The organism is Brevibacterium aurantiacum, from assembly GCF_007558825.1.
Taxonomy (GTDB): domain Bacteria; phylum Actinomycetota; class Actinomycetes; order Actinomycetales; family Brevibacteriaceae; genus Brevibacterium; species Brevibacterium aurantiacum_A.
In genome coordinates this window covers 110,512-126,163 of the sequence record NZ_VLTK01000008.1, presented here as the reverse complement: position 1 = coordinate 126,163, position 15,652 = coordinate 110,512, and the positions used below count along the sequence as shown (strand labels likewise).

The 15,652-nt window shown below is 56.4% G+C and carries 10 protein-coding genes and 1 pseudogene; 3 read left to right on the top strand and 8 right to left on the bottom strand.

All coding sequences use genetic code 11. From position 1 onward, the window contains the following. Nucleotides 1-74: 74 nt before the first annotated feature. From FO013_RS14430 to FO013_RS14420, 3 genes are all read left to right on the top strand, one after another. Nucleotides 75-2,405 (top strand): HtaA domain-containing protein, encoded by a 2,331-nt coding sequence (locus FO013_RS14430; protein WP_186293131.1) that lies wholly within the window; start codon nt 75-77, stop codon nt 2,403-2,405. A 2,176-nt stretch (nt 2,406-4,581) separates the two neighbouring features. Then, the gene (locus tag FO013_RS14425) at nt 4,582-5,853 is read left to right on the top strand and encodes a DDE-type integrase/transposase/recombinase (protein WP_186293130.1); all 1,272 of its coding nucleotides are present in this window, start codon (nt 4,582-4,584) and stop codon (nt 5,851-5,853) included. 300 nt (nt 5,854-6,153) lie between these two features. After that, nucleotides 6,154-6,408, top strand: coding sequence for a hypothetical protein (locus FO013_RS14420; RefSeq protein WP_143923266.1), 255 nt, complete (start codon nt 6,154-6,156; stop codon nt 6,406-6,408). 540 nt (nt 6,409-6,948) lie between these two features. Here FO013_RS14420 and FO013_RS14415 read toward each other — a convergent pair. From FO013_RS14415 to FO013_RS14380, 8 genes and pseudogenes are all read right to left on the bottom strand, one after another. Continuing rightward, nucleotides 6,949-7,830 carry an ABC transporter substrate-binding protein gene (locus tag FO013_RS14415; RefSeq protein WP_143923265.1) on the bottom strand — a complete coding sequence of 294 codons (882 nt, stop codon included), beginning with the start codon at nt 7,828-7,830 and terminating at the stop codon, nt 6,949-6,951. Nucleotides 7,831-7,865: 35 nt separating this feature from the next. Then, entirely contained in the window at nt 7,866-9,026 is a 1,161-nt protein-coding gene (locus tag FO013_RS14410; protein ID WP_222103642.1) for an ABC transporter ATP-binding protein, read from the bottom strand. A gap of 11 nt (nt 9,027-9,037) precedes the next feature. Continuing rightward, a complete protein-coding gene (locus FO013_RS14405; protein ID WP_143923263.1) occupies nt 9,038-9,883 on the bottom strand; it encodes a carbohydrate ABC transporter permease in 846 nt (281 codons plus the stop codon). Continuing rightward, the gene (locus tag FO013_RS14400; protein ID WP_143923262.1) at nt 9,883-10,794 is read right to left on the bottom strand and encodes a carbohydrate ABC transporter permease; all 912 of its coding nucleotides are present in this window, start codon (nt 10,792-10,794) and stop codon (nt 9,883-9,885) included. The genes FO013_RS14405 and FO013_RS14400 overlap by 1 nt, the downstream gene beginning before the upstream one ends. A gap of 30 nt (nt 10,795-10,824) precedes the next feature. Further along, nucleotides 10,825-11,955, bottom strand: a complete 1,131-nt coding sequence (locus FO013_RS14395; protein ID WP_222103641.1) for an ABC transporter substrate-binding protein — start codon at nt 11,953-11,955, stop codon at nt 10,825-10,827. Nucleotides 11,956-12,112: 157 nt separating this feature from the next. Then, nucleotides 12,113-12,976, bottom strand: a complete 864-nt coding sequence (locus tag FO013_RS14390; protein WP_186293129.1) for a polysaccharide deacetylase family protein — start codon at nt 12,974-12,976, stop codon at nt 12,113-12,115. A 259-nt stretch (nt 12,977-13,235) separates the two neighbouring features. Next, nucleotides 13,236-13,910, bottom strand: a complete 675-nt coding sequence (locus FO013_RS23285) for a GntR family transcriptional regulator (RefSeq protein ID WP_143923259.1) — start codon at nt 13,908-13,910, stop codon at nt 13,236-13,238. A gap of 178 nt (nt 13,911-14,088) precedes the next feature. Then, a pseudogene (locus FO013_RS14380) lies at nt 14,089-15,366 on the bottom strand (ISL3 family transposase). Nucleotides 15,367-15,652: the final 286 nt, after the last annotated feature.

The following is a 15,652-nucleotide window of genomic DNA, read 5'->3' as shown; positions in this document are numbered from 1 at the left end:
CCGTCCCCGGGGACGAGAACGGACAACGATCAGAGATGAACACGCAAAGCTCTTCACTCGCACGGAGATCTGCCGTGCGGAAGCCATTTCGGCAGAGGACCTTCCGGCAGGGTTCATTCCTGCGGGGAGCGGCCGGTATCGCAGTACTCGGGTTGCTGGGGCTCGGCCTCGGTGCTCCGGCACGAGCCATGACCGCGCCGTACTCGACTCCCGGGACGACGAGCTCGGCGACTGATGATTCGACAACCGCTCCCACCGAAGGCGAGAGCACGATTGACGATGCCGTCTTCGAATGGTCGGTCAACGACGAGTCGACCGGCGGTTCCTATTTCGGAGGGTGCAACTTCCTAACCGCGGGCAAGGCCGGCGACGCGGGGCTTTCGAAGGTGTGGACAGCCGAGGACACCGCGAAACTCGCCGGCACCGATGACTCCGGAAACTTCACCGACGGAAACGTTTCGATCGTCAAGACCGACAACACATACAGTACATTTGCATCTAGGTGTAAATCTGCCGACGGCACCTTGGTCAATGGAGCGACGAATACGACAGCGAAGCCCAATCACACCGGAGACATTGTGAGGATCACGAACGGTCAGGGCACCGTCGATCCTGCCGCCGACAATGCCGCCATCACCTGGAAGGGTTCCTGGACTTTCGTCTACTACGGCGGCATGACGTACTGGACCATCTCCGATCCCACCCTGACGGTTGAGAACGGCCAGGGCACCATCACCGGAACCTACTCCGGGTATGGCGCTGACATGGACGATCCGAGCGTCTGGAAGGAGCTGACTCCCAAGAAGGGAACCATCGTCGAGCTCCAGAAGGGGAAGGTCGACATACAAGACACCGGGTTCGAATTCACTCCCGACTACCTCGACGTGAAGACCGACACGGACGGCCGCAACCCGCAGGCGAAGCAGACTGCCGACAACCAATCCTGGTGGGGTGCGATGCCTCAGGACTGGATCGACTTCAACGTCGATACCGGTCAGGACTCATACTGGTACACGACCGACGGTGCAAGCACCTCGATCCAGCCGCGGAAGAAGACGAACCCCCTGAAGGTCTCCTACAGCCAATCGGTCGAGGAGCCGGGGGACGGTGACCACACCCCCGACCCGGACAATCCCGGTGATGACGGCAGCGGTGCGGGCGATGACGGTTCTGGTGACAAAGGCTCGGGCGATGACGGCAAGACCGGCACTTCGGGCGATGGCTCGGCAACCCTGTACTGGTCGCTCAATCAGGAAGCCAACGGCGGTGCGTTCTACGGCGGCTGCAACTTCCTCGTCGCAGGCAAGTCGAAGGACTCCGGCGGTGCCAAGGTCTGGCCGAGCGGCGGAGGTGGCTTCTACGCATCGAAGTCGGGGAATGTCACGATCGAAAAACCGGAGGGTTCGACCTTCAAGGAAGCATCCTGGGACAACAGGTGCCTCGATCCCACCGGCGAGTCGGTCTCGACCTCACGTAAGGGGTCCTGGACACAGTCGCGTGTGGCGATCAAGAGCGGCGAGGTCAGCGAAACCGATTCCGGAGTCACCGTCCAATGGAAGGGCAGCTTCACCGTCGCGTTCTACGGCGGCATGACCTACTGGTCGGCCACCGATCCTAAGCTCGAGGTCGACTCCAGCGGCAAGGGCACGCTCACCGCGAGCCTCAGCGGCTACGGAGCCGACATGTTCGACTCCTCGAAGTGGGTGACGCTCAAGGCTGAATCGGTGACGATGGCGAACTTCGCCAAGGTCGATGTCGATGCCCTCCTCGATGACGGCCACATCACCGCCACCCCCGACTACCTCGGCGTGAAGTATGACAGCAAAGGCAAGCAGGGATCGTCGGGCAGTGCGGTGGGCGGCTCGGATGAGAACGCCTCGGCTCAAGCGAAGAAGGATGGTGAGAACTCCGACTACTGGGGATCGTTCCCACAGAGCTTCGTCGACTTCCAGCACAAGACCGGCCAGTACTCGTATTGGTTCACCTCGGGCGGGGTCCGCGATTTCTACAAGGCGGCCGAACCGGTGACCATTTCGCTCGGCGACTATGCGCCGGGAGCCGGGGACTACAGCGCAGCAGCCGGCAACGGTGGCCAGCAGCAGAACGCCGGCGGAGCCGGAGGCGGCGCGGCCGGTTCCGGACAGGCTGGCACTGGCTCGGCTGGCGGGGCTGGCGGAGGAAAGCAGTCCACGAGCAGCAAGGACAAGGATGCCGCGAAGAAATCCGACGTTGATGACGACACGGTATTCGCGCAAGAAGCTGACGAGCAGCGCGTGGCCTCCGAGGTGCCTGTGCGTGCGTGGATCGTCATGGGCACGGGGCTCGCGGTCGCAATCGTGGCAGGCTTCGGCATCCGTTCCGGTATCCGTCGCAGCATCGGTCTCGACCCGTCCCATCTGCAATGATGCATTGCGGACAGTTGTAATGAGGTACTGGCCGATCGAATGCAGTCAGACGAACACTCTTGCACTACTACTGTATATAGCAGACTATGACAGACGCGGTGACCATTTCCATCCAGTCACTTCTAGCAATGCAATGGTGACGAATACAATTCGCCCGCGGAGGAACTTGACTTGAGTTCGACGCCCCAAGCCCGCGGAGATGGCTAGCTTGCCCACGCAAATCGATTGGTATTGCACCTGGCGATGCATGGGCGGAGGACACCTTAACGGACGGTTCCCGCTGTCGCGGTCAAGAAGACCAGTGAGCGGTTTCTCCGACACCGAGACAGCAGAAAATCCCATGATCGGGTTAGGTGCAGATGATGAGCCTGCAATCCAACCTATAGGTTTGAAGCAGAGGTGAAAAACACGTGAGTGTAACCCTACAACGGCGATTCCGGATGAAACAGTGTCACCAACCGATGACTCTGGGATACCAGAGTTAGGTTGTAGACGGCGATGGTGTAATGGGTAGAGTGAACCTATCGCCGAAAGTGCCGGCAATGGCGACAGGGTATTCTGGCTGCGATTGAGGAAAAGCAGGTTCTATCGCTGTGGCGGGATAAACCCACGCTCAACCAAACGTTTAGCGATCTTTGTGAGCTAGAGGGGAGAAATGCCTCCGACTCTGGAACTTGAGGAAGTCCACGTGTTCGAGGCGATACCTTGTAAGTGTTGCCGCACTCCGTTTGCGATCTACCAACCAATATAGGCACCGTTATCGCGATGAAGTGAACCATTCCGAGGGTTTCAGGCCGGTCATGCTTTCCTGACGGTTAGTGTTGCTACTCGATTGGTGGGGAGAGCGGACGAACTGTCGACCAGCGGTGTGGGTTCATCGTAACGATGTGGTGCCCGGTTCAATAACTAGTGACCCTAGTCCAACGAAAGGACAAGACCATGCATGAAAATGACCGAACCACAGTCGCCCGGTTCTGATTCATTGGCGTTGCTGTCGGACCGGCAATCATCGAAACCGCCCGTCTTAACAGCAACTAGGAGGTGCTCGAATCGGTCTATCTCATCGTTCGTGTTCTGCCCAGCCAAATTGACTCTTCCGAAGCCAGCAGCTCATATCCACGAGCCGTATTGCATTCGAAAAAGCTGGTATTTTCCAATGCCGCAACCACCCAGGAGGGGCCATCAATCGATAGCTCGGCCACTCGAGACCCGTCCACATTGCACCACTGTGATTGATCCGCATCGAGACCACCTAGTCGTTTTGGTCGTGATGGCACTGGTCACCCAGATGATGTTTAGGTTCTTGATCATAACTTGCACGGTCGGCGCGGGCCGCGCTTCGCTCAATGCCACGACCTTGACTAAGTCGAGCTGCAATCGAGCAGGGCTCCACTAACGAATACGTCAGCTGCCCGTTGGCTGTCAGATGGGACACGCTCTCGTGTCCACCGATATTACCCGTGACCTCGGCTAACGTCCGTCGTGTGGGACTAACAACTTGCATGCGCGACGCTCCTATCGCTTCCTGTATGCACCTCGCGACTGCCAATGCTGTGAACGCCGCCGTGAGATGTGCATCGATCGCCCCACACTGAAGACGAATGATCGGGCTCGAACGCGAGCATTGGAGTCCGGAAATACTGCTCGAGGTGCCACAGGTCGTGATAGCCAACGATGAGTTAACGGGCGGTCATGGCTCTGTCCGCAAAGAACCTGACATGTTATTTCACTTGGGCAGACTCGTGGTCTCGTCATGGCTGCACGCGCTCATCGGCTTCACCAACCGTGCTGCTTTCGGCTTCGATTCCCCATAGATGATGCGGCTGGCTCTATTACACTTCAGAATCAGAGCCTCTCTGACTCTGACTACCCGCATACTTTGAGACTGGTACAAAGTTCACTACGGCTGCGGGTGCCAAGTCAATGACCACACCGGTTCAGCACGAGACAGAGTAGGGGCGTTGTGCAACGCAACCGCCGGTCGTGGCGTGGGGGCATCGATACTAGTAGTTGTTAACCTTAGTGTTCGTGTCATTGCGGGTCAAGAACACGACGAGACTCATGGATAGTCCCCGCGTAGCCAGGGGTCGTGCCTCACATAAATTTCCCCGCGAAACTCTTCACCCGGGAACACGGACACGACGACGATGGGGTCATGGTCGACAAGGACGTTTCCATGAACACCAGAATCGAGATCACGAAGAAATACGCCACCGCGTATGCCAAGGCCGATAGACATCAGAAGTCGGCCATCCTCGATGCCGTCACCGACATCACCGGCTGGAACCGCGACCACGCTCGCCAACAACTCATGCGTCGGACTCGCCAACCCAAAGGCAGAGCCAACGCCACCGTGGCCGTGATCGATCGCAGGAAGACCAAAGCCCGCAAGTACTCCTACGACGCGATCAAGATCCTGCAATACGTGTGGTCCGTCGCTGGTGGAATCTGCGGCAAATACCTCGCCGCGGCAATGGCCGATCTCCTCGACTCCCTCGAAGCCCACGACCGCCTGATCCCGGGCCAACGCCGCTACAGCACAAGCGTGCGCGACGAACTGGTGTCGATGAGTCCAGCCACGATCGACCGGTACCTGGCACCGGCCCGGGCCAAAGACACCCTCCGCGGGAAGTCGGCAACGAAGCCGGGCACCCTGCTGCGCAACTCGATCCAGGTTCGTAAGGCCGGTGACGAAGTCGAAGCCGAACCCGGGTTCTTCGAAGTCGATACCGTCGCCCACTGCGGCCCGACATTGAAGGGCGAGTTCATCCGCTCGGTCAACTACACCGACATGCATACCGGGTGGGTCTACACGCACGCGATCAAGAACAACGCCGCTGTGCACATCGTGGATGCCTGCACAGCCTTCGTGACGGCAGCGCCGTATCTCGTGACGGGCCTCGACTTCGACAACGGCTCGGAATTCATCAATCACGACCTCATCGACTGGGCGGCCCAGCGGAAGATCTTCTTCACCCGCGGCAGGCCCTATACGAAGAATGATCAGGCCACGATCGAGTCGAAAAACAACCATCTCGTGCGTCGATACGGGTTCTACTACCGTTACGACACGGCAACCGAACACGGCCTCCTGACCGCGCTCTGGGCGCTGGTCAACGACCGGTTGAACTACTTCACTCCGACGAAGAAACCCACCGGATACTCCACCGATTCGGTGGGTCGGCGCAAACGTGTCTATGACACACCGCGGACCCCGTTCGTTCGTCTGTTGGACTCAGGGATCCTCAGCCTGGACCAGACCACAGAGGTCAAGGCTTACAAGGCTGGCCTTGACCCGGTGCATATCGCGGCCGAGATCGACCGCATCCAACAGAGGCTGATCAAGCTCGCGGCTGGTAAGACCACGCGCATGGAGCGCGAGATCGAGGCCAAGCAGGCGCTGCCTGACTCCTCGGGTATTCGCATCAGGCCGACCCAGGCGGGATGAGAACAGTTCCCGGGGATAATTTACGTGAGGCACGGCCCTAATTTGCCGGGGGTCTTGACGTGAGGCACTCCGGAACATCACCGAGCTAGTCAGAACACTCAAGGTACTGGTTCCGACAACGAATCGCAACTGGGCAGCATTTGTGGTCTTCGAGTGGGAAGCCGACGTGGCCGACTGAGAGGTCGGCAATGCTCTGCGGATCAACCCGTCCTTCTAGAGAGGACTCAATTTTGCGCGTCGGACTTCTTTTGCCTGGAAATTCAGAGCAATCACACATAAAGAACCTGTGAAGCCCCTGTAATGGCTGCCGAGTTCTCAACACAATTGGTTGGCGATGGTGGCTCGGTAAGTGTTGGAATTGACCCGTTGCAGACGTTGAGTGAAGGTGGTCCGGTGTTTGGTGACGAGTCCGAGTCTGAGTTCGACGAGGACGCGAATGCTGCCGGACTTCGGCGTGGTATCGACGAGTATCACAAAGATAAGGTGGAAGGCTGTCTCCTCTTCGAAGTGGAAGCCAAGCTAGTCGTAGGTGGTGTGGACGATGAGCAGGTTTGATGCTGAGCCTGCGATTCGTAGATTTGCTATCGTCGAGGCATTTTCGCCGGCATAGAGATCGAGTGTCATTTGTCCTGTGGACTTATTGGTTTTCTTGTGGCTGACGGCGTCAAGGGCTGCGCGTTGGGCTGAGGTCGGCGGAGCCGCGATGTTCGATGACGCTTAGTTTGCCATGGTGTCTCATCGCGTTCTGGACTGCGGAAGACCCAGTCGCAGAAGCAGGTTCGTCGTGTCTCGAAAATCGCTTCTAACAACCCTGTGGTGAACCGCGCTGCTGATATCGGATCCTTCGAAATCGACCACGGCGAAGCATCCCAGGTCGGATGGCCCGCTATACTTCGTCGGTGGGCCACCCGACCTGGTAGCAGTGAAAGGCTATTGTTCAATTTCCGGAGTGATTGTTTGGAGCATGAGACTCAACGTCGTGTTGGCTTTTGGTCGACTCGCAAACTTTAATCCTCTTCCTGCGCAGCGAGACTCTGGCAGCGTTCAGTACCGGATTGCACCGATCTCAAGTGGCGAAACAAAATACATGGTTAATCAAGGCGTGTCGACGAAATCGTCGTGAGAAATCGTCGAGTGAATGAGGTGCCCGTCCTTAATGCCTTTCTGCCATCGTTCGTACGGTTTCTGATCAATCTGTGGGGTTGACCACATACCGTTGTCTTTGAAAGACTGTGCCAGCGAACGCAGAAGCTCGGGGTTCCTACCAGGAAAGAGTTCTACAAGTTGCGGTAGATATTCCTCGACTTGGTGATGCAAGATCCATTCGGTGCCTCGAGCAATAGCGCGGTAGAAACGTTCGTGCAATGATCGATTCGCGTCATCAAGTCCGCCGCGAACGTAATAGACGCTCCACGGTATGTCGCCTCCTTCGCGTACTGCTGAGAAGACGATCGTTACGTCATTTGAATCAGCCACGTGTTCGGCACTGAGCTGGTCGATTAGTAGGTAGTCGCCCATTCCGCCGACGAACAACTCACTCAGCATCGCACCGTCGAGGTCCTGAATGAAGTTGACCCTCGTTGGATCGATGCCGTTCTCGCGCAGGAGCATCTTGAAATACAGTCCGACGCTAGCTCCATTGCTACCCTTCATAAGCACCGTCTTGCCGACGGTATCTGCGACGCTAAAGTGTTTGGAGTCTCCTCTCCCTAGTAGTGCGAGAGGCGCTCTACCTGCAATTTTGGCAAATGGAGTGAATGTGTCCGCACGGCCGCGATACATTGATGGGACCCAGATTCCGCCAAGAGCTGCCTCGGCGCTTCCCGACCGCAAGTCATCGAGCACTTGGTCCCAGGGACTGGGTACTGAGACTGAATAGGCAATGTTTTCGTCATGGAAGAATCCGTTCCATTCGGCGGCGTATTCGGGCAGGTAGTTCAAACTATGGCCAGTCGCTGTGACGTGGTAGCGATCCATATCGTTATTCTCCTTTTTCTCTGTTTTACAATCTGTCAGATGGGACGGGAGGCGTCGTCGATGCGGTTGCCTCGTGCGCCATCGAACCAAGTGACATCGTCGGGCGAATAGTCGATGTAGCAAGTGTCTCCAACCTGCAACTTGGGGTTGTCAGGAATTCTCACAAAGATGCGGTTCTGTCTATCGTCAGAAATCACTGAATCAGCAGGTGCCTCCGTTTGTTCGAGACTGCATCCAAGCAGCGTCTCGGCCCCAAGCCGTTCGACGATTTCCACGCGAGCTGAGAGCTTGCATTGGCTGCTCGCGGAAAGTCTCAATTTCTCCGGCCGTATACCGAGCAATAGGCTCTCTGCCGTCGGTACAGGCCCAGGATGAGTCCAGATTTGGCGGGCGCTACTCAATTGCTGCTTTGATGCTATGACGGGTAACAAGTTGATCGGAGGCGAGCCGACGAACCGGGCGACGAATGTATTTGCAGGGCGAGCATATATGTCGTCTGGGCTTCCTATCTGCTGCACTTCGCCCTTATCGAGAATGATAATTTTCGTCGCCATCGTCATCGCCTCCACTTGATCGTGGGTGACATAGACAAAGGTCTTTTGCACTTTCTTATGCAACTCAGTAATCTCGCTGCGCATCTGTGTTCGGAGCTTTGCATCGAGGTTCGACAGAGGTTCGTCGAGTAGGTAGAGAGAGGGATCGCGAACCAGGGCACGAGCCAATGCAACGCGTTGGCGTTGGCCACCAGAAAGACTTGCGGGTCGTCGAGACATGAGATCGGTCAGTCCAAGTTGGCTGGCGATTTCTTCTGTCCGCTTGGTGACTTCGGGTTTGCGAGAGATCGCTCTTCGGGCAAAGAAGTTGACGATTGGTATGTGGTGCCATGGTTTGAAACGTTCCATGACTAGAGGGAAGGAGATATTCTCGCTGACGCGCATGTGTGGGTAGAGCGCGTAGGTCTGGAATACGAAAGCGACCCCTCTGCGGTGGACACCCCAATCGTTAGCGAGCTCATCTCCCAGTAGTAGACGTCCATCACTGACATCAGTTAGACCCGCAATAAGGCGGAGCAATGTCGACTTCCCACATCCGGATGGTCCGAGGAGGACGAGGAACTCGCCGTCGTCAACTTCGGCGCTGAGCTCGTCGATGATCGTTGCGTCACCGAACTTCTTGGTGATGCGGTCGAATGTCAAGCTAGTCATAATTAACCTTTCACTGCGCCGGCGGTAAGTCCGGAGACGATCTTTCTCTGAACAAGTAGGAAGAACACAATCGCTGGAATGCTGAACACGACGGCCGCTCCCATGACCGCGGGCAGAGGCGTATCGTATTGGCCGATAAACGACGCTAGGCCGACGCTTGCAGGCCATTGTCCGGAGTCGAGGAGGAAGGTGGCGGCGAACAAGTACTCATTCCATGCTGCAAAGAACGTGATAACTGCAGCCGCAGCAAGGCTTGGAAGGATGAGCGGGCAGACGATCATAGTCAACACGGTGAATCGGGGTGTGTTATCGACCATTGCAGCTTCCTCGATTTCGTACGGCACGGAGTCGACGGCGCTTTTGACAATGAACGCGGCCACTGGGAGCGCAAATCCTGCATTGGCTATGACAAGCCCCCACAGGCTGTTGATCAGACCGAGCGAAACGAACAAGCCGTAGAGCGGAACGAGAATAAGAGCCTCCGGAATCACCTGGGTGGTGTACATAAGAGTAGAAACGACGCCCTTGCCACGGAATCGGAATCGACTGAGTGCATATCCAGCGAGAATTCCAAGCAACAGACTCAGGACAGTGGTTCCCGCGGCGATAAATGTGGAATTTCTGAGCCACATGAAAACAGGGACTGTGCTGAGTGAATTGAAGAATTCGGGTAGTCGATCAAGCTGAAGCCAACTTGACTGGCCGTCTTTCGTATACAGTGTCTCGGGGTCTGCTAGCGCAGTGTTGAGCATCCAATAGATTGGAAAACCTGCGATGACTACCAGAATGAGAAGTAGCGCATACCGCACGATAAGTCGCGTGATGCGTGACGACGGGTATTGGCTCATCAGAGGTCCCTCATCTTCTTTAGCAGCTCACTCGCAGTCACCAGGATGATTGCCAAAATAAGCCCGATCACTCCAAAAACTGCGGCTTCGCCGAGATGGTAGTTTTCGAAAGCCGTTTGTCGGAGTCCAACGACTAAGATGTTGGTGCTCTTGCTGGGGCCACCACCCGTTAGGAGATAGACCACTTCAAATCTCCGGATCGTCCAGACGGTGACAAGGAGTCCAACTAATGTGATCGATGGACGGATATGTGGGATTGTGACTGAGCGCAGCACGTTCAGACCATCAGCACCGTCGATTTGAGCCGCCTCCTTTACTTCGGACGGAACTGACTGCAGAGCTGCGAGTACGACTAGCATGACAAGAGGCGTCACTTGCCAAACGGTGACCATTGTGACTGACCATAGTGCGAGTTCAGGCGAGGTCAGCCACTTTTGACTGGTCATTCCCAACCCGTCCGCAATCGAGTTGAGCACTCCGGAGCGATCATTAAACATCCAAGACCAAACCAGAATTGCGGCAACGCTTGGAACGGCATAGCCGAAGAGCATCACGGAGCGGGCCACGGTTCTGCCTCGAAATGGAATATCGAGTGCCAATGCACTAATCACTCCGAGCACGAGAGAACTGACTACCGTGGTCGCGGTGTATAGGATGGTGATCCAGACTGAGGAACTGAGTTCGTTATTCGCCAACAAGCGACGATAATTCTCGAATCCCACGAACTCGCCACCATTGGGCTCCATCAGCTTCGTGTCCTTGAAACTGATGACTATTTCTTGGAGCAGCGGCCAGAACATGACCAGCGTGAGGTAGGCAATCGGGAGCAGAATGAATATGTATGGTGTCAGGCTGGTCTTGTTGGGATTCTTTAAGTGCCTCGATACGAGTAGATTCGTGGTTTCACTCATTACGGTGATCCTTTGTCTTCGAAGCCCGTTTTAGCCGACCAGTCCGGTGGCTTCTTCCTGGGCCTTCTCCAGTTCTTTGCGTGGATCGGCGTTTTTCGTAAGAACTCGTTCCACTGCGTCCATAACAGGGCGCATGATCTGGGCAGTCTCGAGCTCGTAGCCCTCAATGACCGTGCCAGACGAGTCCGCCGCTGCTTCGTAAAAGTTCTGGGCCCACGGATTCTTTTTGGCGAACTTCGGATCGAGAGGAACGTCCGTTGCCAGTAGGTCCGGTCCGGAAGCTGAACGTAACGCTTGTTGAGCGTCGTCGGTGAGCAGCCACTGCACGAAATCCAACGCTGCCCTCTGTTTCTCTCCGTCCATGTTCTTATTGAGAGCTAGATAGATCTGCTGATGTGAACCCGGACTTGGGAAAGGCAGCCGGGATGCTCCTACGTCCGAGGAAACTTTAGACCCGGTAGCCATATTGAGTGTTCCACCGCTGTTATCAATAGAGAAGCCGACGTCACCCGACTTGAATCTATTGCGCTGGGTAGGGAAATCGTCGCCGTAGGGGATGACGTCGGCGTCGTATAGCTTCTTAAACGCTTCGACTGCAGCGATGTTATGCGGTGAGTCGATTGTGAGTTGTCCTTGGGTCGCCCATTGGCCTCCGTAACCGGCTGTCCAGTTCATGAAGTCCTTGTACCAGTTGTCGAACTCATTCATCTGGTGCCTTGAAGTGAAGCCGATTGCTCCGGTTTCGCTCTGCACCTCATGAGCTGCTGTAATAAGTTCATCAACAGTCTCCGGAGGCTCAACCCCAGCCTCATTGAGGAGCTTCCTGTTGAAGACAAGTCCGTAGGCAGCACGTTGCCACGAAACTCCGAGTTGTCTGCCTTCGACCTGCGCACCGTCGTTGGTTGCATTGAGATTGTTTGCTTCCGCAGTCGCCTCGTCAAGCGGCAAAAGGGCATCACGGACCACCCAAAATAGTGGTTCTTGGAGCATCATGACATCGGGACCGAGCTTGGCACCTAACTCGGTTGGGAGTTTAGTTTGAATGTCTTTTGACGGCACCTCGGACTTTTCGAGAACTACTTTAGGATTGACCTTCTCGTATTTCTCCATGACAGCCCAGAGCTTGTCGCCCCGTAAGGCGTCCATCCATTGGGAATTCATCAGAACTAGAGTGGTTTTTCCGGAGTAGTTTCCGTCGCTTTCGCATGCGCTCAGACCTACAGCTCCCAGCGCAAGGGCTATTGCGGCGGCGATCGTGCGGACACTTCTTCGTATCATAGATATCACTCACCTAACTCAGGGTATTAACGATGGAGTGTTAGCTGTCTGTGGCTAGGGGCCAGTTCCACGTATCCTCGGGTGCGAAGCGTTCGGCAAAGGCTCGAGCGATGTCGCTGCGTTTGGCGATGAAGACGTCATCCTTCTCGCGCAGATATTCGAGAAATCGCCGGATTGATGCAGCTCTTCCGGGTCTCATGATCCGCGCATGTAGCCCGACCGACATCATCCGTCCAGTAGATTCAGACTCCTCGTAGAGCGTATCGAAGCTGTCTTTGAGGTAGTCGAAAAAGTCAGTCGATCCGGTAAATCCAGGTCCGGATTGCCCGCCCCAGAATCTTGCATCATTCGTATCCACCGCATAGGGAAGGACAAGCATAGGCCTGCCTTCGACAGGGTAGAAATAGGGCAAGTCGTCATTTGTCGTCGCAGAGTCGTACAGGAGACCTTCTTCTGCCATTATTCGGCGGGATTCCGTCGTAATGGGCGGGCGCGGGAACGCGCCGAGTACTGGTTTGCCAGTCAGGGTCCTGACGTCGTTGATGCATTTGCGTAGGTCCTCTCGCTCCTGTTCGGGCGTGAGGTCGACACGTGAAATTGATCGAGTTCCATGGGAAACGAAATCGCAGTCCATTTCGGCGAATTGCTTTGCCGTTTCCGGGACTACCGACAGCGCCTCAGACGAAACGAAAACACTGAACGGAGCTCGATACTGATTGAACAGGCGTAGTAATCGCCAGATCCCAGCTCGCGTTCCGTATTCGTACTCGCCTTCCTGCATGAGGTCTCTGGCTTCCGGTGGTAACGCGCTCTTCACCCAGGTTCGGGAGTCGCGCTGGCCGTCACCCAAGAGTGGGCTTCGCTCGGTGCCCTCCTCGAAATTGATTGCGAAATTGACTGCCACGCGAGCATTGCCCGGCCACCTGAACTCCGGGGGATTGGCACCGTATCCATCAAAGTGTCTTGGCCGGCGACTTGCTGTCTCATTCCAGTTCAGAACCATGTTCCCTCGTCTTTGAGTATTCGCTGGTATACAGGTATACCAAAGCAGATCGTGAACTGCTCTGTCAAGAAGTTCAGAAGCATTTGTTGCCGCGGACCGTTCTCTTTGCCTGGAAAGTGGAATGCAACTTCCATGGCCTGAACAGGGCCAACCGCTCGGTTCAGTCCTCGATGTCGAAGCTAGGAAGAATGTTGTCGCGAGTCTGACGTACATGTTTCGCCGCGATGTGAGCCGCCCGGTCTGCGTCCCCAGCGGAAATTGCCTCAACGATTTGCGTGTGCTCATTGAGAATGGTCAAAGGCTCTTGATCGGGAGCGAAGTGCCAGCGAAGGCGAACGCCAACTGGCTCAAGCATCGTGGTTAGGGCTGGGTTGTCAGCGAGAGTGACGACTGTTTCGTGAAATTCTAGGTTCAACCTGGATTGTTCGGCTGAGTCACCACCCTCGGCAGCTTTCTCAGCTCGGGACAAATTGTGGTGGAGTGCAGAGGCCTCAGCCGAGGTCGCGTTCTGCGCAGCTAGACGAGCGGCCAAGCCTTCAAGCACTTCGCGAATATGAAACAGATCCGCTGCGTCTTTGGCGGTCAACCTTGTTACGACGGCTCCGCCTCGAGGAAGTGACGATACCAGCCCTTCTCCCTCTAGCAGTGCGACAGCCTCCCGAACGGGCACACGTGAAATGCCTAGGTTCTGGGCAATTTCTCTTTCGCGAACTCGTTCGCCTGGCGCGAATCGACCTGAGACGATCCAGGACCGAAGAACTTGACGTACTTGATCGCGGAGAGAGCGAGGATCATCCTCGTGGAGTTCCCGAGAACTGTCCCCCTCTACTGCCATGCTTTTCCTTCTAACAGGCTAATCGAAAAGTGCGCATACGGGGTCAACCAGGGGGCAAGCACTTTGTTGAAAGTCTTCTGATTCATAGAATCATTCTATGCATTGTCGAGGCGCGCTACCGCCGTGAACGATCCGTTTAGAGGGCTGATGCAGGAGCGGAGGACATCTGGGCTCTTCATTAATAGGGCTGTAGGAGAGTTGCCAATCCTCCTGCGTGGAGCAATGCCCGGATGAGGTAGTTGCCTCGGTTGCGGAACCCCAGGGCGATTCCGCGCATATGCTCGAGCCTGCCGTTGATCGCTTCAGTAGGCCCTTTCGAGGTTCCCGGATGATCGAAGTAGGTCAGGATATCGGCTCGGCGACGCTGGAACGTCGTCTGCAGACTCCGCAGCTCTTTCAGCTCATCAGGGATCGTTGCGGCCAGAGTGTCGATGAGTCTGCCCATGAGCTTCTTGCCTTTGCTCTGATGCGCAGCGTAGGCGGCGATCGTGTCTTGGTAGAACTGCCAGCACACCAGCAGAGCGGCATAATTGTCGGCGGCGAAGACAGTGTTGAGGCGATGTTTCTGCTTATCGGTGAGTAGACCGACGCGGGTGCGGGCCGTTTTCCGAATGCCGTACAGGTCGTCACCAGATCTGCCCCTGCGTTCATGGATCTCTGTCTGGAGTCGTCTCCTCGTTTCATCGAGCTTCGTACCGACCAGGGCAACGACGTGAAAGGGTCCATGACCGTGTGGCGTCGGGCACCATTTCGGTCGCGGCCTTCTTGTATCCGGCGAAGGCATCCATGGCGACATGGTCGATGCCAGCCCTGAAATCATCGGGCTGATCTTCCAGCTAGTCGGCGAAGACTTCGGCTGAACGGCCGGGGACGATGTCGAGCAGCCGCGCGGGGCGGTGGGTGAGGTCGACGATGACGATCACCCACCGGTCGATGCCGCGGTGGGACCAGCAGTGTTCATCGACGCCGATCGTGGACACACCGTCGAGCCGGGTGGCATCAGCGATCAGCAGGGACCGGCCGAGGTCGAGCACAGCTGTGCAGACGGTGTTCCAGGAGGTGTCGAGGTTCTTCGCGATCACGTGGATGCTCATCTTGTCGGTGACCACGGACTTCAACGCCCACAGGCGTGCCGTGGTCGAGAGCTTCGATCTTCCGGTGCAGGTTCTTCTGGGTGTTTGGGACCAGCGTTGGTGGCAGCCGGGGCAGGTGTAGGTGCGGATGCGAATAGCTAGGGTCACTGCGGTCAGGCCGATTGGGGGATGGATGAGTCGGCGGGTCCTGGTGGATCGGACGAGTCCTCGTTGCTCGCATTCTGGGCAGGAACTGTCGTCATCGGTGAGCAGGCACAGTACGGTCAGGTGCCGATCGGCGTGGTGTAGTCTCCGATCGCGGTGAGTCCGAGGTCGGGCAGGAAGAGTGTGGTGTCGAGGCAGGGCGGGGTAAAGTTGTGCACGAGGGACCTTGGGTCGTGATGGAGTCTTGAACACCTACATCATTGCACCGAGGGTCCCGTTGTCTTACGAACTTGTTTCAGCTCTTCCCACCGACTTATCTATGAAGAGCCCTCAAACTGAGCGCTGAACCGCTGCAGAGCGAGGAGGGTGCACTGAAGGTATTCTCGATCGAATTCGTTTGGTCGAGAAGGCAGGGAATGGATTCTGATTCCATCACTGGTCATGGCGCCGCGGATCCATAAAGATCTCTGAGGTCAGAGATTGATTTCAAGTTCACCTCAGGCG

Coding starts and splice junctions, on each gene's coding strand:
- FO013_RS14425 (WP_186293130.1), top strand. CDS start 4,582: ATGAACACCAGAATCGAGATCACGAAGAAATACGCCACCGCGTATGCC.
- FO013_RS14420 (WP_143923266.1), top strand. CDS start 6,154: ATGGCTGCCGAGTTCTCAACACAATTGGTTGGCGATGGTGGCTCGGTA.
- FO013_RS14415 (WP_143923265.1), bottom strand. CDS start 7,830: ATGGATCGCTACCACGTCACAGCGACTGGCCATAGTTTGAACTACCTG.
- FO013_RS14405 (WP_143923263.1), bottom strand. CDS start 9,883: ATGAGCCAATACCCGTCGTCACGCATCACGCGACTTATCGTGCGGTAT.
- FO013_RS14400 (WP_143923262.1), bottom strand. CDS start 10,794: ATGAGTGAAACCACGAATCTACTCGTATCGAGGCACTTAAAGAATCCC.
- FO013_RS14395 (WP_222103641.1), bottom strand. CDS start 11,955: ATGAATTCCCAATGGATGGACGCCTTACGGGGCGACAAGCTCTGGGCT.
- FO013_RS23285 (WP_143923259.1), bottom strand. CDS start 13,910: ATGGCAGTAGAGGGGGACAGTTCTCGGGAACTCCACGAGGATGATCCT.